Source organism: Nonomuraea jiangxiensis, from assembly GCF_900099965.1.
Taxonomy (GTDB): domain Bacteria; phylum Actinomycetota; class Actinomycetes; order Streptosporangiales; family Streptosporangiaceae; genus Nonomuraea; species Nonomuraea jiangxiensis.
Window position 1 is genome coordinate 177,268 of the sequence record NZ_FNDJ01000008.1, and the last position, 24,587, is coordinate 201,854.

The following is a 24,587-nucleotide window of genomic DNA, read 5'->3' on the forward strand; positions in this document are numbered from 1 at the left end:
TCCACGCACACAGGGCCGGCTCGGTTGGAATCCGGGCCGGCCCTGTGTGGTGTGGTGGTTACGGCGCGGGGACGCCGTCGAGGATGCTCACCGCGTCGGTGCCCCGGGTGACGACGAGCTTGCGGGTGAGGGTGTAGGAGCCGCCCGCCGGCACGTCGACGTTGAACCGGCTCATCACCCAGTTGCCCGCGGCGTAGACGTCGAAGGCACTGGCCGGCGTGCCGTAGACGAGACCGAAGACCTGCGGGTCGGTCCCGGTCATGCCGATGTACGGCTTGGTCGGGGTGTAGGCCGCCGTCGCGCCCGGCGTCACGATGCCGGGCCCCGGGATGACACTGGCCTGCCCGGCCGCGTCATGGTCCATCGCGTCACCGGTCCACACGCTGAGCGGGGCCGAGCCGGAGTTGCTCAGCTCCGTCGAGACCGTGGCGAAGTCGTCGCCCGGCTTCAGCGTGTACGTCGTCGCCGCCGTCAGGCCCGTGATGCCCTTGACCGGCCCCGATACCCGGACGACGGCCTTGTCGCCGCTCGCCTGGACGATCTGGACGTCGGTCGCCGCCACCGTCCGGATGTCCCACGCGCTACCGCCCGTCGGCTGGGTCGCCGAGACGTAGGGCAGGTTGATCCAGTCGAACTGGTCGGCCATGCCGCGGACGGCCAGGTCGACCGGCTTGCCGCGGGTGCCACCGGAGAGCTGCGAGTCGTTGTAGGCGTCGGCGATCGCCATCGAGAGCTTGTCGTTCTCGATCATGATGTCGCCGTAGCCCGCCTCGACCAGACCCGAGCCGATCTGCTTGCCGTAGCCCGCCTCAACCTTGACCGGGCTCAGCGCGACGTCGGCGACGCCGCTGCCGGCCACCGGCACGGTGACCGTGCCGGTGGCCGTGCCGGTGGCCGTCTGGTAGCCCAGCTTGGACACCCGGACGTCGTACTGACCGGCCGGGGCCTTGAGGAGGTACCTGCCCTGGGCGTCGGTGCCCGTGCTCGCGACCGCCCTGCCGGCCTGCTCCAGGGCGACGCGAGCACCGGCGACGGCGGCGCCGCCCGCGGTGATCGTGCCGGCCGCGCGGGCGGCGTCCGGGACGGCCGCGTCGTGCAGGTCGATCTCGTCGGCCCACTTCGCGATGTTGCCGGTGGGGTCGCCGCCGGCGGTCGCGTAGTCGGTCAGGTGGTAGAAGCTGAACTGCTTGGTGGCACCGGGCGCCATCGTGGCGTCGTAGTAGAGACCCTCGATGTAGCCGTACGCGCCGACCGCCGTCGGCGTGTCCAGCGCCCACGCGAGACCGTGGGCGGCCTGGCCGTTCGTGGTGGCCGCGTCAGCACCCACGTAGACGTAGTTCCCGGTCCAGCCCGAGGTCTTCAGACCCGGGTTGACGCCGCTGAACCCGGGGATCCGGCCGTTGTCGGCCGAGCTGTCGGGGTCGATCATGTAGGTGAAGTAGCCCTGGTAACCCGTCGTGCCGGTGTTGGTCAGCTTGACCGTCATCTTCACGATCGGAGAATCGGGCAGGGTCTCGTAGCGGACCTGCGCCTTGATGGCCGGGTCCGCCCGATACTGACCGTTGCCGACCACGGCGGCGCCGTCGACCGCGAGGTCGGGCAGGTCGAGCTGGTCGTTCGGCCGGTCCCACGAGTCGGGCGGCGTGAGACTCGGACGCAGCAGCATTTCGCCCCAGTCGAGGGTCTCGGCGCCGTTGGCGTCGTTGAGCATGACGTCCGTCAGCGCGCCCTGGCCCAGGCCACCGGCGAGGTTGTTACCGCCGACGCCGTTGTCACCGGCGGCGTACGGCGTCACGGACGCCCGGATCTTGTCGTTGGCCAGGTAGTAGTACTCCTTGCCGGTGACCACGTCCGTGCGCGTGCTGCCGCTGCCGTAGTCCGGCGCGTACGTCGACTTGCCGGCGGTCGGGTGGACCACCTTGATGAGCTTCAGGTCGGCCGTCGTGTCGCCGGTGGCGCCGACCGTGGCGGTGGCGGTCGAGCGGCCGTCGGCGATCAGGCCGCGCTTGGCCGCCGTGACGGTCCAGGTCGACGCCGGCAGGCCGATCCGGTAGCGGCCCCGGGCGTCGGTGGTGGTCACCGCGGTGTCCTGGCCGTCGGCGACGGCGGTGACCTTCGCGCCGGCGATCGGGGCGCCCGTCTCCGGGTCGCTGACCGTGCCGGTCACGGTCGCCCAGCGCTTCGCGGACTCGCCGCCGGGCACGTAGGCGTAGAGGTTGCCGTCCCAGGCGCCCGCCACGACGGTGTTGCCGCTGACGGCCGGGCCGGCGCCCACCCAGGTGCCGATCTCGTGGCTCCACAGGATCTGGCCGGTGTCGGAGGCCAGCGCGTAGAACCTGCCGTTGTTGGCGCCGACGAAGAGCGTGTCGCCGGCCACGACCGGGCTGGACATGACGCCACCGTGGTAGATGTCGCCGGGCAGCGCCCGCTCCCAGCGGACGTCGCCGGTCTGGGCGTCGAGGGCGACGACGGCGCCGCTCGGGAAGCCCATGTAGACGACGCCCTGCTCGACGGCCGCGGCGCTCGGGGTCGAGCCGCTGGAGACGAGCGAGGAGCGCGAGCTCTTGTACGTCCACAGCGTCGCGCCGGTCTTGGCGTCACGCGCGACGATGCCGTTGTTGGCGCCGATGAAGACCTTTCCCTCGGCCGCGGTCGGCACGCCGTCCTGCCAACTGCCGAGCGACTCGGTTCCGGTCCACTTGCGGGCGCCGGTGGCCAGGTCGTAGGCGAGCACGCGGTCGGCGGTCTCGTTGCCGACGTACACGGTGCCGTCCATGACGGCGGGCGTGCCGTCGCTCATGGTCGCGCCGGACATGGGGGAGGCCCAGATCTGCCGCCCGGTGCGGGTGTCGAGCGCCTTGAGGACGCCCTGGCTGCCGATGCCGAAGCGGGTCTGGTACGGCCAGAGCACCGTGTGGCCGGAGACGGCCGGCGAGTAATAGCCGTAGGTGCGCTGGTTGTTCGGGGCCGGCGCCTGCTCGGGCACGGCCTTCCAGCGCAGCCTGCCGCTCTCGGCGTCGACGGCGTAGAGCTCCGAGCCGAGGGTCGGCGCGAAGATCAGGCCGTCACCGTAAGCGAGGCTGCCGTGGATCGACTGCGGCACCTTGACGTTCCACAGCTCCTTGCCGTTCTTGAGCTGGACGGCGTGGATCCGGCTGTCGCCGTCGCCGTTCTCGTCGCGGGTGCCCGCGTAGACGACGCCGTCGTGGATGACCGGCGACCCGGTGAGGAAGGTGCCGTCGGTGCGGAAGCTCCAGGCCAGGCGGCGGCCGGCCTCCTGCGCCGGCGCGACACCGGAGTGGGCCATGTTGCCGTGGTGCTGGTCCCAGTCACCCGCGGCGACCGGCTTGAGCGCCGGCTCGCGGGTGAAAGTGAAGTCCGCCGACTTGGTCCAGGTCTTGCCCGCCGCGTCGACCACCTGCACGTCGATGCTGTACTTACCGGGCTTCTGCCGGCTGTTGGGCAGGTTGCCCTGCCAGGTGAACTCGCCGCTGTGGTGCAGCGGCATCCAGTTCTTGTCGCCGGCGATCCGGTAGCGCGCCGAGACGACCTCGTCGCCGGTGTCGTAGGCGTTGATCTGGATGCCCGGGAAGTCCGCGGCCGGCACCGTCGAGCCGGGCGCGGGGCTGACGATGGTGAGGTGCTCGTTCTCGCCGTACATCCGGAACGGGTTGTCGAAGCCCGGGCCCGCCATGTGGATGTAGCGGAAGCCGCGGGGCGCGTTGTCGATCGTGTACGAGCTCGACACGGTCTGGATGTGCTTGGCGGTCGAGGCGAACGCCGAGTCGTTCTCGACGTGGTTGGAGTGCTCGTGGCCGACCAGGATCAGCTGCGCCTGGTACGTCTCCAGCACGTCACCGAAGGCGTCGTACTCCGAGGGCGAGCCGAAGGGGACGTTCATCGGCTGGTGGGTGAGGACGACGACCTCGATGTCGTTTCTCGGGTCGTCGTCGAGCGGAACGCTCGCGGCGAGGTCGTCCTTGAGCCAGGCGAGCTCCTCGTCGAACGGCGCCGAGCCGTTGTTCTCGAGCACCACGAAGTGCCGGTTGCCGTAGTTGAACGAGTACCACTCCGGACCGACGTTCTTGCGGTAGTTGTCGATCTTGTCCGCGTACGCCGACCCGGCCGCGTACTCGTGGTTGCCGACGGCCGGCCACACGCCGACGGCCGACTGCTGGGTGCCGCGGCGGTAGGTGTCGAACTGCGCCTGGCTGGCGTCGTTGGTGAGGTCGCCGCTGACCGCGATGAAGCGCAGGTCGGTGCCGGTGGAGTTGATCTCGCGGATCTGGTCGGGCAGCTGTGCGTTGACGTGCGGGTCGGCGATGTTGGCCCAGGAGAAGGTGTCGCCGTCGGACGGCTCGTCACGGACGAGCGCGAAGTCCGCGGTCGGCGTGGCGTCGTCGGCGAGCTCGCCGAGGTTGGCCCAGAATCTCGGCTCCTTGTACTGGTCCAGGCCGAACCGGTAGCCCCGCGGCTGGCCGGCCCACACGATGTCCGTCTTGCGGCGGTCGGTGGAGATCGTCAGCGAGTAGGAGCCGTCGGCGGCGGTCGTGGTGGCGACCTTGCCGTCGGAGACGCGCACGCCGGCCAGGCCGGCCTCGTCGGGGCTGCGCCGGCCGTCGCCGTTGGCGTCGACGTACACGGCGCCGCTGACGATGGCCTCCGGCGGGTCGATGGCGTTCGCCGCGTACGACGTGAGCGGGCCCGCCACGACACTGGCGGCGAGCGCCAGCGTGGTGGTGTACAGGACGACGCGCAGGCGCGCGCGTGTCCAGGTTAACGCGGACATCGGGATCCTTCGGGAGGAGGGAGGGAGGGTGTCAGGCAAGGAGCGGGGAGCGTTCCACGAACCAGACCAGACCGGCACCGGCGACGGCGACGGTCGCCGCGACGGTGCCGAGCGTGAGGGCGCGAGCGGCGACCGGCGTGGTCGCGACCCTGCGCAGGAACAGCAGCGCCGGGAAAGCGAGCGCGATGATCGTCAGCTGGACGAGCTCGATGCCGACGTTGAAGGAGACCAGGCCGGCCAGCGTCGAGGCCGACAGCGGCCCGTCGACGGTGAGCGCGTCCGCGAAGCCGAGCCCGTGCAGCAGCCCGAAGCCGAAGACCACGGGCAGCCGGTGGCTCATCCGCGGCGCGAGCAGGTTGTCGAGCGCGACGAAGGCGATCGACAGCGCGATGAGCGGCTCGACGATCCACCCGGGCACGCTGACCCAGCCGATCGCGGCCAGCACCAGGGTCACCGAGTGCGCGGCCGTGAAGGCCGTGGCGACCTCGACGACGTCGCGCAGCCGCTTCGCGCCCAGCAGCAGCGCCAGCAGGAACAGCACGTGGTCGAGCCCGAAGAGCAGGTGCTCCGCCCCGAGCCGGACGAACCGCGGGATCTCGCTGAGCAGGTCGGTGTGCCCCACCGTGACGCTGGTGCGGGCGGCGTCGAGCAACGTCGAACCGCGGCGGCCATCGATGTCGTAGGCCACCATCGTGGTGGTCTCGTCGACGACGCCGTCGGAGGCGCGGAAGATGTCGCTGCGGACGGTGAGCGCGCCGGAGGCCGGGCAGTCGTAGGCGAGCGCGACCTGCACCGTGCCGGAGTCGGCGAGTTCGACGCGGGCGCCGTCCTCAGCGGTGCATCCGATCAGGGCGCGGCTCAGCCGCAGCCGCCCGCCGACGTACGCCGCCACGTCGCTCGCGTGCGCGTCCAGCGAACCGCGCCGCACCTCGGTCGGCACCTCGGCGGGCGCGCCGTCCACGCCCACCGCGTCCGGGCTCAGGGCTCCGTCGAGGCCCAGCAGCCGGGCGAGGACGTCGTACTCCACGTCGACGACGGCGGCGACGCCGTCGCCCTGGCCGCGCAGGTCGACCGCGACCGAGGTCGCGCGGATGTGCGCCTGCGCCGGAGCGGCGGGAAGGAACACGGCAACAAGGGCGGCGAGGAACGCCAGTAGACGCACAGCAGGCACTTCCGTCGTGGGGGAACGGCGGTCGTTCCCCAACCCTGCAGTGCTCGCTCCACACCCGGCAACCGGCTACGGCCCAATTCACCGACCCTTCCGCTACCGGTCACCGCCCGGCCTGAAGCCGGGTTCCGAAGAGGCCGCCTGTGTCCCGCGGTGCCACGGGACGGCGAAGTCCCGGGGTTGTGTCAAGATCCGGTATGGACGACATCCGGGTCACCGTGATCGACGGCCCCTTCACCGGATTCGAGGCGCTGCTCACGTCGCACGAGGGTGACCGGGTGCTGGTCCACGTCATCGTGTTCGGCCGGCAGGTCCCGCTGGAGCTGCACCCCGGCCAGGTGCGCATCGCCGGGACCACCTCGCGGCCGCGGGACGTGGACATCGTCACCGGCTCGCACGCGGCGCTGCGCGACCGGATCGCCGTCGAGCACGACCGGCTCGCCGAGACGGAGGCGTTCAGGTTCTTCCTCGACCGCGTCGGCACGCCCGAGTGCGATCCGGCCGCCGAGTGGGACGGCTACGTCGCCCATCGCGACGAGGTCCGGGCGCGGGCCGAGGCACGCAAGCAGGCCGCGCTGGAGCGGTTCGGCCGCGAGCTCGCCGGCCTCCCGGCCGACGAGGCCCGCCGGGTGGTCGACACCGACCCCGCGTACTGGCTGCCGGGGCGCGCAGCCGCCGCCGAGCAGCGGGAACGTGCCCCGGAGCCCGACGCCGAGCAGCGCCTGCTCGCCGCCATCCTCGGCGAAGCGGCCGCGGAAGGCTCAGCGGCAGAGGAGGGCTCACCGGTCGACCGGGCCGGCGAACGTCTCGAACGGGCGCGCATGGCGGCTGAGGACCGGGACTACGAGCGGTGGGAGGCCGCCCGGTCCGAGGAGGAGCGCCGGGCCGGCCCGTCGCGCGGCAACCCCAGCCGGTACGCCTACGCGCGAGCGGCCCATGCCGACGTCAGCCTGCCCGAGGAGCGCGGTGTCGAGCTGGCGATCCGTTCCACCACCGGGATCAGCGACGGCCCGATCCCGCCGGACGCGCTCACGGCGGTGGACGGGCTCCGGCTGGACCTGTACCGGCCGGCCGATCTGTCCCCGCTCGCGCAGCTGCCGAACCTGCGGTGGCTGGCGCTGCACTCGGCCGTCGCGATCGACGTGGCGGCGCTCGCGTCGATCCTCGCCCCGATGCGAAACCTGCGCGACCTGACGGTCGAGGCCCCGGTCGACGACCTCGGCCCGCTCGCCCGGCTGACCCAGGTCGCCAACCTCACGCTGGACGGCACCCTGGTCACCGACCTGTCGCCCCTGGCCGCCGCGACGCACCTGCGTGATCTGTCCGTGTGCGACGGTCCGCTCGAGGACCTGACCCCGCTGGCCGGGCTTCGCCTGACCCGGCTGTTCGTGTATCGGACCCGGGTACGTGACCTGTCCCCGCTGGCCGGTATGGAAACGCTGCAGGTGCTGGGACTGGTCGCCTGCCCGGTACGGGACCTGTCGGTGGTCACCACCCTGCCCGCGCTGCATTTCGTCAACCTCAGGCACACGGGGATCGCCGACCTCGGCGACCTCCCGGAGCGGGTGCCCGGGGTCACCTTCGAAGGCGTCGGCGAACTGGCTCCTGCCCCTTTCGACCCCAGTACCGCGGCGACCACGGCAGGTCCGCTGGCCGACGAGCCGGCGGCCGCGCTCCTCGCCGAGTTCCACGCCGCCGGGGACGACTGGCGCAGAAAGGGACGGCTTGAGCGGGCGATGCTCGCCGGGCGCCGTCTCGACCTGGTTCAGCCGATCGTCAAGGACGGCACGACGGTGGCAGGGCTGTTCCTGCGCGACGGCATCGGCGACGTGCCGTTCCCGGACAACCCGTGGGACATCCCGGCCGACGACGGGCTCCCCGCGGCGCTCACGCGGGTCTGGGCGCCGGTCGCCGAGCTCGCGCCGCGGTTCGTCGCGGCCGTCCGGGATCGCACTCTCGCCCTGGCCCTGCTCAGCCGGGACGACGGCACGACCGCGCTCGGCTACCTGGCCTGGTACCGCGACGACGACGGCAGCGGAGCGCTCATCCCCGCACCGGACAGCCTTGACCGGTTCGCCGACCCGGCCATCGACTACCACCTGTCCGTCGTCGTCGGAGCCGCACCGCACCACGCCGACCCGACCGCCAGGGTGCCGCTGCTGGCCGGGCCGGTGCCCCGGCCGATCCGTGACTTCTGGGCGATCCACCACGTACTGAAGCCGGCCCATGGCGACAGCGTCGGCGGCGCGCTGGCCAGGAACACCCTGGAGTTCTTCCAGGACGACACCTGGAGCATGGCGGCCAAGCGGCTCGGCGGGCTGCCACCGGACCGGTTCATCCACTCCGTCGGCCGGGCCGACTACGACGACTACGTCCTCGACCTCGACGTGCTGGACGGCGCCGGCAATCCCGTGGTCGCCACCTGGGCGTTCAAGGAGTGGGAGGTCGGCGGCCACAAGCAGTTCTGGGACTGGCTCGACAGCACGGGCACCGACCTCATCTTCGGCCCGTGACGCGACCCCGCCCCAGCTCTTATAGTCACTTTGACCATAAGGGGGTGGGGTGTGAACCTCACATGGACCGAGATCCTCGGGTTCGCCACCGGGGCGCTGTGCGTCTGGCTCGTGGCACGCCAGCACATCGCCAACTGGCCCATCGGCATCGCCAACAACATCTTCTTCATCGTCCTGTTCACCCGGACCGGGCTGTACGCCGACGCCGGCCTGCAGATCGTCTTCATCGCCCTGGCCTGCTTCGGCTGGTGGACCTGGGCCCGCGGCGGCGGCCCCGGCCAGGTGCTCCCGGTGCGCCGCACCAGCCGCGCCGAGTGGATCTGGCTGCTCGTCTCCGTTGCCGCCGGTGTCGCCGTCCTGACCGTGTTCCTCGCCCGGGCGACCGACTCCACCGTGCCCTTCTGGGACGCCCTCACCACGTGCCTGTCACTGGCCGCCACCTACGGCCAGTGCCGCAAGCGGCTGGAGTCCTGGTGGTTCTGGATAGCCGCCGACCTGGTCTACATACCGCTCTACGCGTACAAGGAGCTCTACCTCACCGCGATCCTGTACGTCGGCTTCCTGACGTTGTGCGTCCTCGGCCTGCGCGGCTGGCGGCGTGACATGGCGCCCGACGTGAGCGCCCCGGCCGGGGCGGTCAGGTGACCCGGCGGTTCGGCCACGGCCTGGTGCTCGGCAAGTTCTACCCGCCGCACGCGGGCCACCACCACCTCGTGAGGACCGCCGCGGCCCGCTGCGAACGGCTCACCGTCCTGGTGTGCGCGGCCACCGTCGAGTCGATCCCGCTCGGCGACCGGGTCGGCTGGATGCGGGACATCCACCCCGGGGTCAGGGTCGTCGGCGCCGTGGACGACCACCCCGTGGACACCGGCGACCCGGCCGTCTGGGACGCGCACATGGCTGTCTTCCGGCAGGCCGTCCCCGAGCCGGTCGACGCGGTCTTCACCTCTGAGGACTACGGAGAGGAACTCGGCAGGAGGTTCGGCGCCACCGCGGTGTGCGTGGACCCGGAGCGCCTCGCCCAGCCGGTGTCCGGCACCGCGGTGCGCCGCGACCCAGCCGGCACCTGGCACTTCCTCGCCCCCGCGGTACGGGCGGGCCTCGCTCGCCGCGTGGTCGTCCTGGGCGCGGAGTCCTCCGGCACCACCACCATGACGCGCGCGCTCGCCGAGCACTACCGCCGGCGCGGCGGCCCGTGGGCCGCCACGACGTGGGTGCCGGAGTACGGGCGGACGTTCTGCGCGGAGCGGCTGGCGGCGCTGAGGGCCGTCCGGCCCGGCTCGCGGTGGGCCGACGTCATCCTCGCCTCCGACGACTTCCCGCACATCGCCCGGCGTCAGGAGCGCGAGGAGGACGCCGCCGCCCGGTCGGGGAGCCCGGTCCTGTTCTGCGACACCGACGCGTTCGCCACCACCATCTGGCACGAGCGCTACGTGGGCGGGAGCCATCCGGAGGTCGCCCGGATCGCCGGCCGCGGACGGCAGCATCTGTGGCTGCTGACCGACCACGAGGGCGTGCCGTTCGAGGACGACGGGTTGCGCGACGGGGAACACCTCCGCCCCTGGATGACCGCACGCTTCCAGGAGGAACTTGAACGCACCGGACGTCCCCACGTCAGGCTCCGCGGCTCCCATGAGCAGCGGTTGACGGCGGCCGTCGCCGCCGTCGACGCGCTGCTGGCCAAGGGCTGGGACCTCGCCGACCCGCTCCCCGAACGGCGCTCCGGCGGCCCGCGACCGTCGGGACATTCCTAGCGTCACCGGGCCGCGGCCTTGTCGTGGCTCTCATCCGCCGCTGTCGGGCGTCTCGTGTGCTCATGGAGCTCCCATGCGGAGGACAACGGCTTCCATCCGTGGCAGAGCTGCGCAGTCGCAGGCGGGCTTCGGCCGGGAACTGGACAGCGAATGGCCTGGGAACTGGTCAGGCGAGGAGCCGACACTCGGCGGGCTGGTCCCGCGGCGGCGAACACCGTGTCGCCGGCGGTGCTGTCTCCGCTGAGGAAGGCTGATCGATCGTGACCGAACGCGTACGCGTGGCTGTGCTGGCGGGTGGGCCGTCCGCCGAGCATGAGGTGTCGCTGCAGTCGGCGCAGGCTGTGCTCGACGCGCTGCCGAGGGAGCTGTACGAACCCGTCGCCGTCATCATCGACCGGCGGGGCAGGTGGCCGGTGGACCTGCGACGCGATCCGCCGGACGTGGTCTTCCCCGTGCTGCACGGGCCGTTCGGCGAGGACGGCGTCGTCCAGGGGCACCTGGAGACGCTGGGCATCCCGTACGTGGGCTGCGGCGTCATGGCCTCCGCCGTGGCCATGAACAAGGTCGCGATGCGGCGCATGTTCCTGGCGGAGGACATTCCGGTCACCCCACATGTGTGGTTCACCGAGCACGAATGGCGCACCACCACCGACCACTGGGGCCTGGTGAAGTCGCTCGACTGGCCGATGTACGTCAAACCGGCCGGCATGGGCTCCTCCATCGGCATCTCCCGGGTCACCTCCATGGAGGAGCTGCGCGCGGGTGTGGAGCTGGCGCTGGCCCACGACCGGGTGATCATCGTCGAGCAGGCCGTGACCGCGCGCGAGCTCATCTGCGGCGTGCTCGGCGGCCATGACACTCCGGACGCCTCGGTGCCCGGCGAGCTCATCGTGCCCGGCGACTGGCTCGACTACGCGGCCAAGTACCTCAGCCAGGCCGAGATCGCCGTCATCCCCGCCGTGCTCCCGGAACGGGTGACCGAGAACGTGCGCGAGCTGTCCCTGCGCGCCTTCCGGGCGATCGGCGGCTACGGCCTGTCCCGTGTCGACTTCCTCTATGAGGAGGACACAGGACGCCTGTACGTACTGGAGATCAACACCATGCCCGGTTTCACCTCCCGTTCCGTCTACGCCAGGGCGTGGGAGGCAAGCGGTGTCCCGTACCCGGACCTGCTGCGCCGCCTCATCGATCTCGCGTTCGCCAGGAGCGGCTCATGATCCCCATGACGCTGCACGAGATCGCGCAGGTCGTCGGCGCGACCCTGGATGACGTGCCCGACCCGCGGGCGCTGGTGACGGCGCCCTCGGCGGTCGACTCCCGCGAGGTGGTGCCCGGCGGCCTGTTCGCCGCGACGGTAGGCGCCCGCGTGGACGGTCACGACTACGCGGCCGGCGCCATCGCGGGCGGCGCCGTCGCCGTGCTGGCCTCAAGGCCCGTCGGCGTGCCAGCCCTCGTGGTCGGGGACGTCCAGCTCGCGATCGGCCTGCTGGCCAGGCACCTGCTCGAACACCTCAGCCCGACCGTGATCGGCCTGACCGGCTCGGTGGGCAAGACCACGACCAAGGACCTGCTGGCCCAGGTGCTCGAACGGCACGCCGCGACGGTCGCCACCGACAGGTCGTTCAACAACGAGCTCGGGCTGCCGCTCACCGTGCTGCGCGCCGATGCCACCACCCGGTACCTGGTGCTGGAGATGGGTGCGGGCAGGAAGGGCGACCTGACGTACCTGACCGGGCTCGCACCGCTCCAGGTCGGGCTGGTGCTCAATGTCGGCACCGCGCATGTGGAGCGGATGGGAGGCGGCCCGGCCGACGTGGCCGAGGCCAAAGGGGAGCTGGTCGAGGCGCTCCCGGCGGACGGGTTCGCCCTGCTCAACGCCGACGACCCGTACGTCATGGGCATGGCAGGCCGCACCAGGGCCCACATCGTGCTGTACGGCAGGTCGCCGCAGGCGCAGGTGCGAGCCGAAGCCGTGCGGATGGACGACCGGGCGCGAACCTCGTTCGAGCTGGTGACGCCCTCCGGCCGCGCCCCGGTCGGGCTCGACCTCATCGGTGAGCACCAGGTGAGCAACGCCCTGGCCGCCGCAGCCGTCGCCACCGTGCTCGGCCTGGGCGTCGCCGAGATCGCCGATGGGCTGAACGCGGCACGGCGGCGCTCCGCGGGCCGGCTGGAGATCGTCGAACGACCTGACGGCGTCACCATCGTCAACGACGCCTACAACGCCAACCCCGAATCCATGCGGGCCGGGCTGCGGGCGGTGAAGGCCCTGGCCGGCAGCCGCCGTACCGTCGCCGTGCTCGGCGCGATGGGGCAGCAGGCGGACGCCTCCCGCGCCCGGCACGCGGAGATGGGCCGGCTCGTCGCCGACCTCCGCTTCGACGTGCTGATCACGGTCGGAGCAGGGGATCCGCTGGCGATGGCGTGGGCGGCGGAGTGCTCGAACCAGGGCGTGGCCGTCCATGCCGTCGAGGACGTGGCCGGGGCCCTCAGCCTGGCCACCGCGCTGGTCGAACCGGGAGACGTGGTGTTCGTCAAGGCCTCCAGCGAGATCGGGCTCGGCGCCTGCGCCCGCGCGCTGGCCGACGCGTCGCCGAAGGCCCAGTGAACAACAGAACCAGCGAAACGGAGTTCCATGCGCACGATCGGTCTCATCGGCGGGTTGAGCTGGGAATCTACGGTGATCTACTACCAGATCATCAACCAGCGGGTACGCGAGCGACTCGGCGGCAGCCATTCCGCCAACAGCCTCATCTGGTCGGTCGACTACACGACCGTCGAGAACCTCATCTTCGCCGGCCGCTGGGACGAGGTGAGCACGTTGCTCACCGGTGCGGGCAGGAAACTGGAGGAGCTCGGCGCCGATCTCCTGCTCGTCTGCAGCAACACCTTCAGCCGGGTGAGCGACGACGTGGAGCGGGCCGTGAGCGTGCCCGTGCTGCACATCGCCGACGCCCTGGGCGCCGAGATCCGGGCCAGGGGCATGCGCAAGGTCGGCCTGCTGGGCACGCGCTTCACCATGGAGCAGCCCTTCTACCGCGATCGGCTGGCCGCCCACGGCCTCGACGTGGTCGTCCCGCGGCGCGAGCAGCGGGAACTGGTCCACCGCGTGATCTTCGACGAGCTGGTGCGCGGGGTGCTCAGGGAATCGTCCAGGGACGCCTACGCCCGGATCATCGAGGATGTCGCCGGCGACGGAGCTGAAGGCGTCATCCTCGGCTGCACGGAGATCGAGCTGCTGATCGGTGAGAAGGACAGCGCCATCCCGGTGCTGCCGAGCGCTCGGCTGCACGCGAAGGCGGCGGCCGGCTTCGCGCTTGCCGACTGACGCGCGCCCTCGGTCGGGTTCGTCCACGGCGGTGAGGCCGCGCACTCGCGCCGGCACGAGGCCGGGGCCCGCGCGCCCGCGCCGGCACGAGGCGGCGGCTCAGGTGGGTCGGTGGGCCGGTGCGGTGGTGCCGTACAGTTCCCGGTGCCACAGGTCGGCGCAGAGGCGTTCGATGCCGGCCGCCAGGTGGCGGCGGTAGGTGGTGAAAGGCAGGCCGAGTCGTTCCGCGGCCAGCTCCTGGGTGGGCGTGCCGCGCAGGAACGTGACCGACAGCGCCCGGTGGGACTTGGCCGAGCGCGGATCCTCACGCAGGTCGTCGATCGCCTGGCGCAGCAGGTCACCCAGTGCCGTGGCCGGGTTCTGCCCGGCCCGCTCGGCGATCAGCCTGGTGCGCGTCAGCGGGGAGGCGGCCAGCGCGTCCGGCCGCGGCAGCTGGCGCAACGCCTTGCGCACCGCCTGGGCGAACTCCGCCCGGGACAGCACCGCCAGGTGCGCCGTCGCGGCGCCCGGGCCGCCGGCAGGCCCGGCGACGAGCGGCCGGTTCATCCGCTCCAGCCACGCCCACGCCGGCACCGCGCGCCAGTCGTGAGCGAACAGGCTGTACGCCTCCTCCCCCGGCCGCGGCTGCTCGGCGATGTCACGCATCCCGTAATGCCGTAACCGCTCCGCCCATACGTGGTTCGGATGCCGTACCTCGATATATGACCATGCCATGCGCTCGGACCGCAGACAGTCGCCGATCACTCGCCACTGGATCACGTCCATCACCGGCGAGCTCCCGCGACAGGGCGGCAGCGCCCATACCCGGCTGACCGCCACGTGTTCACCGGCGCGCAACGGCGTGGTGGCACGCGCATGCGCCCACGCCTCGGCCACGAGGGGATCGGCGGTCAGCTCCTCCTCATCGAGCTCCGCCAGCCGCAACCACGCGGAGAAGGCCACGGGCTCGCCGGTCTCTGCCCGCCGATACAGCCGGAACGCCTCCGGCTGACGTTCCGCCCAGAAGGCGGCGCAGGCCGCGGACGCCGTACCCTCCGCCGCTAGGCGGAGCAACGTGCCGACGTCCTCCTCCCGTGGCACCTCTTCCTGGAATTCGCCCTCGTCGTGGCGGCCGTGGAAACCGGCCGGCGCCCTGTCGCCGCGATGCGGGTAGAGCAGTGCCGCCACCGCGCCGGGCACGTCCGCATCGCTCGCCGTACGCACCCTCGCCGCCAGATGCGCGTGAATGCGGTCGCGCATCACCGCGTACCCCTCGGGATCGCGCCAGCGCAGGTCCGCCTCCAGCACCTCCCGCACCACGTCATGCGGAAACAGCCCGAGACCGCTCGACTCCACGAACGGCAACCGCCGCAACCACCGGAACAACGTCCCGGCCTCCTCCGGCAGGACCGCCCTCAGCAGGTCCTCCGTCGTCCTGTACGCATGCGCGCAGATCTCCAGAGCATGCCGGTGCGCCGCCGAAGGCGCCTCGCCCACCAGCTGATCCAGCAACGTGGCCACCACGTCCTGATGCGGCGTCCACCGTCTGCCGGCCCCGCCGTCCTTCACCGCCACGGCCGCCCCCAGCAGCAGCGCCAGCGGATGACCACCGGCGAAGGCCAGCAGCGGCTCGCGCGCCTCGGCCGGCACCCCGGTGGAGTCCATCAGGGCCCGGGCTTCTCCGGCCCGCAGGCCGCGCAGCGGCAGCACCTCCAGCGCCCCCGCCCATCCCGGGTCCGCCCGCCACCGCATGTCCGGCGGGTTTCGCCCGGCGATCACCACCAGCGCCCCCATGGGCAGCCGTGGCAGGAACCGCTCGCGCAGCCATCCCTCCTGGCCCTGAAGGGGTTCGAAGTCGTCGACCAGCAGCACCGCGTCCGCGTCGCGGATCACCGGCTCGGCCTTGGACGCCGCCGGCTCCAGCATGCGCCCGTCCAGCAGGGACACCGGCCGCCCGGCCGCCGCGGCCTCCTGAGCGAACCGCCGTAACAGGGCCGACTTCCCGATGCCGCCGGGACCGTGCACGTACAGGACGCTGCAGCCGCCGCCGTGCAACGCCGCGCTGAAAACCGCGAGCTCCTCCTCCCGCCCCACGAACGCCGTCTCGCGCGCTGCCTGCAGGCGCCGTCCCAGCGATCCGGACCTGATGTCGCTCCCCGATGACATACTCCTGACTCCCTCTCCGAACGCCCGGACCCGGGCTACAGCTGGTCCCCGTTCTCGCTCACGTAGCCCACGCCGGGGTGGGGCCGTCGGCGTGGCGGCGTGCCGCCGCAGTCCGGGCGGTACTCGAAATGCCACCACTCGTTGTCGTACAGGCGGTACAGGTCGTAACGAGCGCCGTGTTCCTCAAGCCAGCGAGCGCCCTCGTGCGGGCGCACGTCCAGCGCGATGCCCTTGACGTGGCTGGATTCCGCCGGTGGCAGCACGAGCATGCGCGCCAAGGCCGGGGAGCCGGAGCGGCGCACCTCCTCCTCGAACATCCGCTGCTGGACAAGGGGATCGCGATATCCCGAGGTGAGGCCGATGAGCTGGCCGTGACGCCACAGCGCCTCGGTACGCGCCGCGGTGAACGCCGCCCTGGCGCCGTCGGAGAGCCCGGTGAGGTCCTCGGCGGGGAATCGCATCCACAACGCCCAGCAGCAGGCCAGTTCTCGGGCGCGGCCGGGCCGGCGGACGAACGCCGCGGGCAGCAGGAGCACGGCGATCACCAGCGTGACCACGGCATACAGCCGATCTCGGGGCCGGGGTGGAATGGTACGTGGTTCGTCCATGACGAACTACGATTGGCGCCGAATGTGCGCGCGTCGTCCGCCGCATGTCACCGTTTCTCGACGGCTGTCACCGTCCGCGCGGCCGTGACACAACCATGACATGGCGCGGACGAGGCGGGGACACAGCCGGACGACAGTGGAGGAGTTGACCGGCGGGGAAGTTACGGAGCGTGCTGTGATGGTCGGCGGCGTGTCGCGAGTGTTGTTGATCGAGGACGACCCGGCCGTGCGGGAGGGCCTTGAGCTGGCCCTGACCCGGCACGGGCACCGGGTGCGCGCGGTGGAGTCCGGCGAGCAGGGGCTCGACCGGCTGCGTGCGGACCTTCCCGACGTCGTCGTGCTCGACCTGATGTTGCCCGGCATGGACGGATTCGAGGTCTGCCGCCGCATCCGGGCCACCGGAGACGTACCGATCATCATGCTGACCGCGCGCGGCGACGACATGGACGTGGTGGCCGGGTTGGAGGCGGGCGCCGACGACTACGTGATCAAGCCGGTGCAGCCCAGGGTGCTCGACGCCCGCATTCGCGCGGTGCTCCGGCGGATCGGCCGGGACCAGGCGGAGCTGGAGCGGCACGGGGAGCTGACCATCGATCGGGCCGGGCTGGTGGTCGCCAACCACGGCGTGCCGGTCAGCCTCGCCCCGACCGAACTGCGCCTGCTGCTCGAACTGTCCGCCACGCCCGGCCGGGTGCACAGCCGCCAGCAACTGCTGGAGTCGGTGTGGGACCACGGATACTTCGGCGACTCGCGTCTGGTGGACGCGTGCGTCCAGCGGTTGCGCGCGAAGATCGAGGACGACTCGACGGCGCCCGTCTACGTGCAGACGGTGCGGGGGTTCGGCTACCGGTTCGGGCCGGTGTGAGTCGCCGATGACGCCTCGGCCGGTCCTGGGGCTGCGTGCCCGGCTGTTGTTCGCGTTCGCACTGCTGTGCGTGGTCACCGCGGCGGCGGTGGCCGGCGCGATCTACGTCGAGGCACGCAACGCCATCCTGCAGCGGGCCCAGGACGCCGCGGTGCAGGCGATGAGGACCCGCATGGAGGCGCTCTTCCCGTTGGAGACCGCGACTCCGGGCCCGGCCGAGCTCGACGACATCGTCCGCATCGTGACGGACGGCAACGGCCCCGTGGTCGCCGTCTACCACGAGGCGCACTCGGTGACCCGCCCGCCGCCAGGGGGGCGGAGGCCGCCCGGTGGCGGGCCCATCCTGACTCCCGAGGTGATTCCCTCGGGGCTGCGGCGCGTGGTGGCCGGCGGTGACATGGCCTGGCAACGCGTGGTGTGGCAGGGCCAACCCATCCTGATCATCGGCTCGCCGTTGCTGATCGCCGAGCCGGACCGCACGACGCGGGTGTCCGGCATCGAGATCTACACCGCACGCAACCTGCTCCCCGAACAGCACAGCATCGACCGGCTCGCCGCGTTCGCCTGGCTCACCGGCGGGGCCGCCCTGGCGTTCGCGGTCGTCCTGGCGTTGCTGGCCACCCGCGGCGTGCTCCGCCCGGTGCGCGAGCTCGGCCGGGCGGCACGCCTGCTGGGCAAGGGCGAGATGCGGACCAGGATCGAGGTCCGCGGCTCCGACGAGCTGGCCGACGTGGCACGCACGTTCAACACCACCGCCGCGGAGCTGGAACGGCACGTCAGGCAGCTGCGCGAGATGGAGGCCGACGCCCGCCGGTTCGTGGCCGACGTGTCCCACGAACTGCGCACCCCGCTGGCCGCGCTCGCGGCGGTCGCCGACATCCTCGACGAGGAGGCGACCCGGCTGCCCGAGCCCGCCGGCAGGGCCGCCAGGCTGGTCAGCCAGGAGACGCTCAACCTCACCGGCCTGGTCAACGACCTCATCGAGATCAGCAGGTTCGACTCCGGCGTCGCCGCCCTCGCCCTGAACGAGATCGACGTGGCCGAGCTGGTGCGCGCGACCCTGCGTACCCGGGGCTGGACGGAGCCGGTGCACACCGAGCTTCCCCCCGGGGTGACGGCACGGCTGGACCCACGCCGCGTGGACGTCATCCTCGCCAACCTGGTCGGCAACGCCCTGCGGCACGGCGAGCCACCGGTGTCGGTACGGCTTTCCGCCGACCCGCACTGGATCGCCCTCGAGGTCCGCGACCACGGACCGGGGCTGGACGAGGCGGTGCTGCCGCACGTGTTCGACCGGTTCTACAAGGCCAGCGCATCCAGGGCCAGGTCCGAGGGGAGCGGCCTCGGACTCGCCATCGCCCGGGAGAACGCGCGCCTGCACCGAGGCGACCTCACCGTCACCAACGCCCCGGACGGCGGCGCCGTGTTCACGCTGCGCCTGCCACGCCGGGCACCCGATCCGGACGGAGGCCCCGAATGAGGACCGCGCTCCCCCGCCGCGCGCTCGCCGCGGGCCTCGTGTCGCTCCTCGCCGTGGCCGGCTGCGGCGTGCGACCCAGCGACGCCATCCCCGCCGGCGACCCGCCGAGCGGATTCGTCCAACCGACCCGGAAGATCACCATCTACCTGGTGAAAGCCGGCCGGCTCAGCCCGGTGACGCGGCCCGGTCCCGGACCGTCCCCAGCGGACACGCTCGCGCTGCTGGCGGCCGGACCCACCGCGACAGAACAGGCGCACGGACTCACCACCGACGTCCCGCCCGACGCCGGCCCGTTCTCGGTGACCGTCCGGCCGGCCGGCCGCTTGGTGGTGAACCCGTCCACTCCGGCCGGTGACCTGTCGAAACTGGCCGTCGAGCAGATCGGGTGCACGGCCGCCGCCGCGACGCCGGTAACCCCCGCCCAGGTCTCCGTCGTCGGTGCCGGGCGGAGCGTCAGCCTCCGGAACTGCCCGGGTACCGGTGGCGACGTGCCCCCTCCCTTGGACATACCTCCGTCGCCCTCGTCAGATTGAGGGGGAGCGTGTCGCTCGGCGGCTTCAGCCCACTCCGGTCCTCGGCGCTCTCGACCGTGGCCGCCCGGCTGGATGCGACGCCGATGTCCGTCGGGACCCACTTGGCCGCCGCACCGCTCCCTACGAGGTGGCGTGCCCCGGTGCCGTTGAGCGGCCGGGCGTCACCAGCGCGGCGATGACGGCGCCGACCGCCGACGCGACAGCGGCCACGGTGAACCCGCTGGTGAACCCGCTCAACGTGTCCCCGGCCAGGCTCGCGGCCGCGACACTGGAAATGACGGCGGCTCCGATGGAGGCGCCGAACTCATGAAAAGTGCTCACGATACCGGAGGCGATCCCGGCCTCATGCGGCGCCACCTGACCGAGCGCCGTCGCCGAGGCGATGACGAACATCGCCCCCGTGCCCGCCGCCGCGACGGCCACGCCTATCACGACGCTGACCGGGTTCATCGACACGGCCGGCACGGCCATGCCGAGCGCCGCGACCGTCAGGCCCGCGACGGCCAGGCCACGCCCGCCCCATCGGCCGAGCAGGCGTCCGGTCAGGTTGGCGCCGAGCATCGTCGCCAGCGCCACCGGCAGGAACAACAGCCCGGCCTGCAACGCGCCGTACTTCAGAGCGTGCTGGAAGTAGAACGTCCCCAGGAAGAACACCGCGATCATCAGCGCCGTCGCCATCAGGATGAGAAAGGCGCCGATCGCCACGGGCCGCCGGGCCAGCAGTCGCACATCCATCAGGGGCGAGCGCGCCCGCCGCTGCCACAGCACGAACAGCACGTAACCCACGGCAGCCGCCGGCACGAGCCATCCGGTGAGCGCGCTGAGCCACCCCCGCTCACCGGCGGCGATGAGCGCATAGATCAACGACCCGCTGGCGGACGTCACCAGGATCGCGCCGAGAACGTCGAGCCGGGGCCGGTCGGCGGAGGTAGGCACCCGTGCCGGAAGCAGTACGGCGAGCACCACGACGATCAGCAGCCCGATGGGCACGTTGACATGGAACACCCACGGCCACCCGGGCCCGGCGGTGAGCAGGCCACCGAGGAGAACGCCGAGCGCGGCACCGCCACCGCCGAGCGCGGACCACACGCCCAGAGCCTTGTTACGCTCCTCCCCGTCGAACAGGGCCACCACCAGCGACAGAGCCGCGGGCGACAACAGCGCGGCCCCGACCCCCTGCGCCACGCGACCACCCAGCAGCATGCCCGCTGATCCGGCCAGCCCCGTGACCAGCGACGCCAGGGTGAACAACAACAGCCCAGCGATCACGACCCGCTTGGCGCCCACCAAGTCCGTGATGCGCCCGCCGAGCAGCATCAGCCCGCCGAAGGTGAGCGTGTAGGCGCTGACCGTCCAGGTCAGTGCCTCACGACTGAGGCCGAGATCCGTCTCCATGTGAGGCAACGCGATGGCCACGACGGTGACGTCGAGGATCAGCATGAGTTGCGCCACGCCGAGAAAGCCGAGAACGCGCCACCGCGCCGGATGCGGCTCATGGGGCGCCGTCGGTCGCACTGTGGGTCGGGACATCGAATCCTCCAGACAGTAACTCGTACATCCATATACGAGTTTGTCCGCCCACTATAAGTCGTACACGCACATACGCGATAGAGTGGCGAGCATGGCCGCACCTTCCGCGCGCTCCAGACGCCGCGCCGATGCCGAGCGCAGCATCGCCCGCATCGTCTCCGCGGCACGCGAACTGATGAGCTCGGACCCGAACGCGACCACCGACGACATCGCCCAGGCCGCCGGCGTCGGACGGATGACCCTCTACGGGCACTTCCGCACCCGGGCGGACCTCATCGAGGCCGCGCTCACGGACGCGCTGCGCGCCGGCGAGGAAACCCTGGCCTCCATCGACCTGACCGGAGATGCCCGCGAGGCCATGACCCGCCTGCTGGCGTCAAGCTGGGAGCTCCTGGCCGAATCCGGGGCCCTGCTGGCCGCCGCCGAAGGAGTCCTCCCGGCAGGACGGGTACGAGAACTGCACGCCGAACCCGTTCAGCGCATGACCGAGCTCATCCACCGCGGCCAGGAACAAGGCGTCTTCCGCACCGACCTGCCCACCACCTGGCTGGTCAGCCTCACCCACTACATCCTGCACGGCGCGACCAACGAGGTACGCGTAGGACGCCTGCCGGCGCAGGACGCCGCCGACGTGGTGACGAAGTCCATCCAGGCGGCCTTGTCGAGTTAGGCTTTTGCGACCCGAGCGCCTTTACAAAGTAAATACATACTTGTGCAGGCAATACCCCGTCCTCCGCGCCTCTTAACCCAGCCCGGCGTCGTGGACGATGAGGGCTAGCTGGACCCGGTTGTCCAGGCCCGCCTTGGTGAGAATGCGGGAGATGTACCCTTTCACGGTCCCCACGCTCATGTGCAGCTCCCCCGCGATCACCGCGTTCGGCTTCCCCTGGCCGACCGCCAGAGCCACTTCGCGCTCCCGCTCACTCAGCCGCGCGAGCACCTGACGGGCGTCGGTACGCCGTCGGCTCTCCTCCTCGGGCACCAGGTGGGCGATCAGCTTGCGCGTGACGCTCGGCGACAGGATCGGCTCCCCCGCCACGACCTTCCGCACGGCGTCCACGATGCCCTCCGGCGGGGTGTCCTTGAGCAGGAACCCGCTCGCCCCCGACCGCAGCGCCCTGAACACCAGCTCGTCGGCGTCGAACGTGGTGAGCACCACCACCTCGGGCGCCCCCGATCGAGCCCGCAGCCGCCGGGTCGCCTCGATGCCGTCGAGGCCGTTCATCCGGATGTCCATGAGCACCACGTCAGGACCGTGCTCCGCCACGGCGCTCTCCACCTCGCCGCCGTCGGCCACCGCGCCGACGATGTGCAGGTCGGGAGCGCCTTTGAGCATCAACGTCAGACCGGCGCGTACGAGGGCGTCGTCGTCCACGATCAGCACCCGGATCGGCGCGCTCCCATCGGCTCTCACCCGGGCCATGCTAGCCAGGCCCGCACCGCGGCCACGGCAGCCGGGCCACCAGCCGGAACCCGCCGTCCGCCGTCTCCCCGCACTCCAACCGGCCACCGGCCAGCGACGCCCGTTCCGCCAGCCCGGCAAGCCCCGCCCCCGCCCCGGTCGTCGCGGGTGCCGGGCCGCTGTGCAGCGGGTTGCGTACCTCGACCACCAGCTCAGCCCCCCTCGTGCCCGACACGAGCACCGTGACGGGCTGACCGGGCGCGTGCTTGCGCGCGTTCGTGAGCCCCTCCTGCACGATCCTGTACGCGGCGCGCCCCACCCCATCCGGCACCTCGGACAGACGCACGCCATGATCGCGCACCTCGACCCGCATCCCTGCCTGCCGCGACTCCTCCACGAGCGCCCCGAGATCCACCCCGCCGCCGGGCGGCGACCCGGTGCCGGGCGATGGCGGTGGTTCCTGATCGCGGAGGACCGAGATGACGCTCCGCAGCTCCTCCAGCGCCAGGCGGGCGCTCGACCGGATCACCCCGGCCGCCTCCGCGACCTCGCCCGGCGTCGCGTCCGCGTTGAACTCCAGCGCCCCCGCGTGCACCGCCAGCAACGACAACCGGTGAGCGAGCACGTCATGCATCTCCCGGGCGATCCCGAGCCGTTCGGCGCGGCGGGCCTCCTCGGCGCGCAGCCGCTGCTCGGCCTCCGCCCGGCGAGCCCGTTCGGCCAGCGACAGCAACAGCTCCCGGCGGGTACGCGCCAGCAGCCCCCACGCGGTCACCGCCACCCCGAACAGCACCCCGACCAGCGCCCACACCGCATAAGGCGCCAGCCCGGGCGGCCGCAACGCGAACCTGACCAGCGTCGCCCCCACCCCCGCAGCCCCCACCGCGATCGCCACGCGCGGCCGCCGATACAGGGCCGCCATCAGCGCGGCGATCCCCGCCGCCACCGACGCCGAGGCGGCGGGCACCGACAGCGCGATCACCGCCAGCCCCGCGGACACGGGCCATCTCCTGCACAGCAACACACCCGCGCAGGCCAGCGCGCCACCCACCAGGTCGGCGACCAGGTGCCAGCCAGGACCGCCCGCCAGATCCCCCAGGACCACCGCCACCGCTCCGGCGAGCGCGGGCACGAACCCGGCCAGGCCCACGACCCAGCCGCGCCGCGACCGCAGCCGGCCGATCCGCACCTCATCCGCGCTGGTCAGGGTCACAACCGCCGATCGTAGCCCGCCCCGGAGCCTCGCCTGGCAACCGAAGTCCACCGTGGACCGCAACCAAAGTCAGCAAAAGTGTCTCGCGGAAGCAACCTGGGCTGCCACGTTCCGGCCGTCCGCCAGCAGCGGCAGGCTCCCGCCGCCCGGCACGCTGGCCTCGTGAACGCACCCGACCTACCCAAGGGCGGCCGACGCGCCGCGTTGCTGCTCGCGGTGATCACCCCGGTCATCGCCGAGCTCACCCTCGGCAACCCGCCGCTCAGCCAGATCTGGCTGATGCTCCTGTGGATCCCGATCTACGGCGCCGGCACGGTGCTGATCCGGGAGCTGGTACGACGGCGCCGCGGGGGCTGGCCGTCGATCCTGCTGCTCGGACTGGCGTACGGCATCGTCGAGGAGGGACTGGTGTTGCAGGCGCTCAGCAGCCCCACCATGTACGGGGTGGCGGGGTGGGCGCCGAGGTTCCTCGGGCTGAACAGCGCCTATGCCGAGCTCAACCTGCCCTACCACGCCGTGTTCAGCGTGGCGTTGCCGATCCTCCTGGCCGACGTGGCGTTCCCGTCGCTGCGCGACCGGCCGTATCTGAAGCGGACGGGGGTCGTGGTGGCCGGAGTGGTGTTCGTGCTGGGCGGGCTGCTGCTGCGGGTGACCGTGGCGACCTCAATCGACCCTGGCTACCAGGCACCGGTCGCGGTGCTGGCAGGATGCGTGGCCGCCGTAGCACTGCTGGCGGTGGTGGCCCTACGTGTCCTTCCGCCCACCGCGCCCGTGACTTCCGCTTCACGCGCAGCCGAAGCGTCCGCCGCCTCCCGGGCGACGGTGGACGATACGCCGGTGGGGGCGCTTCCCGGACCCCGGGTGGTGGGGGTTTTCGGGGTGTTGGCGGGGTTCGGGTATCTGGCGCTGCTGTTCCCGTTCGGCGGCGCCGGTCAGCCCGCCTTCACTCACGGCGGCTGGGTGGCGGCGCCGATGCTGGGCGCGGCGGTGGTCGCGGTGCTGGCCGGGTGGCTGCTACGCCGGTGGACGGCGAGCGGAGGGTGGACCGACCGGCACAGCCTCTACCTGGCCGGTGGGGCGTTGGTGGGGCACACCGTGTTCGGGGTGGTGGCCAACGCCGTCACCCTCGCCGACAAGCTGGGACTGTCCGCCCTGGGGCTGGTCATGGTAGGTCTGCTGGCGCTGCTCGGCCGCCGAGTCCGGCGAACCCAGGAGGCGACAAGCGAGCGGTAGCGCCGAGATCCTCCCAGGGTCACTGG

Annotated in this window: 18 protein-coding genes; 11 read left to right on the forward strand and 7 right to left on the reverse strand. The window is 72.0% G+C overall.

The genetic code is table 11. The features are described from left to right. Positions 1 to 58: 58 nt before the first annotated feature. Positions 59 to 4,789: an outer membrane protein assembly factor BamB family protein gene (locus BLS95_RS19145; RefSeq protein ID WP_090933074.1), complete on the reverse strand. Its 4,731-nt coding sequence runs from the start codon at positions 4,787 to 4,789 to the stop codon at positions 59 to 61. Between the two features lie 31 nt (positions 4,790 to 4,820). Next, the gene (locus BLS95_RS19150) at positions 4,821 to 5,951 is read right to left on the reverse strand and encodes a HupE/UreJ family protein (protein WP_090933076.1); all 1,131 of its coding nucleotides are present in this window, start codon (positions 5,949 to 5,951) and stop codon (positions 4,821 to 4,823) included. 203 nt (positions 5,952 to 6,154) lie between these two features. On the opposite strand from BLS95_RS19150, the gene BLS95_RS19155 reads away from it, so the two are divergent. The 6 genes from BLS95_RS19155 to BLS95_RS19180 all read left to right on the forward strand — a co-directional run bounded on the left by BLS95_RS19155 (position 6,155) and on the right by BLS95_RS19180 (position 13,552). Next, positions 6,155 to 8,470: a KOW domain-containing RNA-binding protein gene (locus BLS95_RS19155; protein WP_090933078.1), complete on the forward strand. Its 2,316-nt coding sequence runs from the start codon at positions 6,155 to 6,157 to the stop codon at positions 8,468 to 8,470. Between the two features lie 51 nt (positions 8,471 to 8,521). After that, the gene (pnuC, locus tag BLS95_RS19160) at positions 8,522 to 9,115 is read left to right on the forward strand and encodes a nicotinamide riboside transporter PnuC (protein ID WP_245765151.1); all 594 of its coding nucleotides are present in this window, start codon (positions 8,522 to 8,524) and stop codon (positions 9,113 to 9,115) included. Continuing rightward, on the forward strand, positions 9,112 to 10,224 hold the full coding sequence (locus tag BLS95_RS19165; RefSeq protein WP_090933082.1) for an AAA family ATPase: 1,113 nt from the start codon (positions 9,112 to 9,114) through the stop codon (positions 10,222 to 10,224). Before pnuC ends, BLS95_RS19165 begins: the two co-directional genes overlap by 4 nt. A 260-nt stretch (positions 10,225 to 10,484) precedes the next feature. Beyond that, complete coding sequence (locus BLS95_RS19170; protein ID WP_090933084.1) at positions 10,485 to 11,441, forward strand: D-alanine--D-alanine ligase family protein; 957 nt, start codon at positions 10,485 to 10,487, stop codon at positions 11,439 to 11,441. Further along, positions 11,438 to 12,832 (forward strand): UDP-N-acetylmuramoyl-tripeptide--D-alanyl-D-alanine ligase, encoded by a 1,395-nt coding sequence (locus BLS95_RS19175; RefSeq protein WP_090933086.1) that lies wholly within the window; start codon positions 11,438 to 11,440, stop codon positions 12,830 to 12,832. Before BLS95_RS19170 ends, BLS95_RS19175 begins: the two co-directional genes overlap by 4 nt. A 27-nt stretch (positions 12,833 to 12,859) precedes the next feature. Continuing rightward, entirely contained in the window at positions 12,860 to 13,552 is a 693-nt protein-coding gene (locus tag BLS95_RS19180; protein WP_090933088.1) for an aspartate/glutamate racemase family protein, read from the forward strand. Between the two features lie 99 nt (positions 13,553 to 13,651). On the opposite strand, the gene BLS95_RS19185 is transcribed toward BLS95_RS19180, so the two are convergent. Together BLS95_RS19185 and vanY-N are read right to left on the reverse strand one after the other, a co-directional pair. Beyond that, positions 13,652 to 15,697 carry an ATP-binding protein gene (locus BLS95_RS19185; protein ID WP_090933090.1) on the reverse strand — a complete coding sequence of 682 codons (2,046 nt, stop codon included), beginning with the start codon at positions 15,695 to 15,697 and terminating at the stop codon, positions 13,652 to 13,654. 35 nt (positions 15,698 to 15,732) lie between these two features. Beyond that, a complete protein-coding gene (gene vanY-N, locus BLS95_RS19190) occupies positions 15,733 to 16,305 on the reverse strand; it encodes a D,D-peptidase/D,D-carboxypeptidase VanY-N (protein ID WP_090933092.1) in 573 nt (190 codons plus the stop codon). A 190-nt stretch (positions 16,306 to 16,495) separates the two neighbouring features. On the opposite strand from vanY-N, the gene BLS95_RS19195 reads away from it, so the two are divergent. The 3 genes from BLS95_RS19195 to BLS95_RS19205 are packed head-to-tail and all read left to right on the forward strand — an operon-like array spanning position 16,496 to position 19,183. Next, positions 16,496 to 17,170 carry a response regulator transcription factor gene (locus BLS95_RS19195; RefSeq protein WP_176993269.1) on the forward strand — a complete coding sequence of 225 codons (675 nt, stop codon included), beginning with the start codon at positions 16,496 to 16,498 and terminating at the stop codon, positions 17,168 to 17,170. A gap of 7 nt (positions 17,171 to 17,177) precedes the next feature. Further along, complete coding sequence (locus BLS95_RS19200) at positions 17,178 to 18,650, forward strand: sensor histidine kinase (protein ID WP_090933096.1); 1,473 nt, start codon at positions 17,178 to 17,180, stop codon at positions 18,648 to 18,650. Continuing rightward, on the forward strand, positions 18,647 to 19,183 hold the full coding sequence (locus BLS95_RS19205) for a GerMN domain-containing protein (protein WP_176993270.1): 537 nt from the start codon (positions 18,647 to 18,649) through the stop codon (positions 19,181 to 19,183). The genes BLS95_RS19200 and BLS95_RS19205 overlap by 4 nt, the downstream gene beginning before the upstream one ends. A 120-nt stretch (positions 19,184 to 19,303) precedes the next feature. Here BLS95_RS19205 and BLS95_RS19210 read toward each other — a convergent pair whose 3' ends face one another. Next, positions 19,304 to 20,713: an MFS transporter gene (locus BLS95_RS19210; RefSeq protein ID WP_090933098.1), complete on the reverse strand. Its 1,410-nt coding sequence runs from the start codon at positions 20,711 to 20,713 to the stop codon at positions 19,304 to 19,306. 91 nt (positions 20,714 to 20,804) lie between these two features. Here BLS95_RS19210 and BLS95_RS19215 point away from each other — a divergent pair, with 91 nt between their 5' ends. Continuing rightward, entirely contained in the window at positions 20,805 to 21,383 is a 579-nt protein-coding gene (locus tag BLS95_RS19215) for a TetR/AcrR family transcriptional regulator (protein ID WP_090933100.1), read from the forward strand. Positions 21,384 to 21,455: 72 nt separating this feature from the next. Here BLS95_RS19215 and BLS95_RS19220 read toward each other — a convergent pair whose 3' ends face one another. Beyond that, positions 21,456 to 22,136 carry a response regulator gene (locus tag BLS95_RS19220; protein ID WP_090933102.1) on the reverse strand — a complete coding sequence of 227 codons (681 nt, stop codon included), beginning with the start codon at positions 22,134 to 22,136 and terminating at the stop codon, positions 21,456 to 21,458. A gap of 1 nt (position 22,137) precedes the next feature. After that, a complete protein-coding gene (locus tag BLS95_RS19225) occupies positions 22,138 to 23,328 on the reverse strand; it encodes a sensor histidine kinase (protein WP_090933104.1) in 1,191 nt (396 codons plus the stop codon). A 162-nt stretch (positions 23,329 to 23,490) separates the two neighbouring features. Between BLS95_RS19225 and BLS95_RS19230 the strand changes: the two genes are divergently transcribed. Further along, positions 23,491 to 24,561, forward strand: a complete 1,071-nt coding sequence (locus tag BLS95_RS19230; RefSeq protein ID WP_143043792.1) for a hypothetical protein — start codon at positions 23,491 to 23,493, stop codon at positions 24,559 to 24,561. Positions 24,562 to 24,587 lie beyond the last annotated feature (26 nt).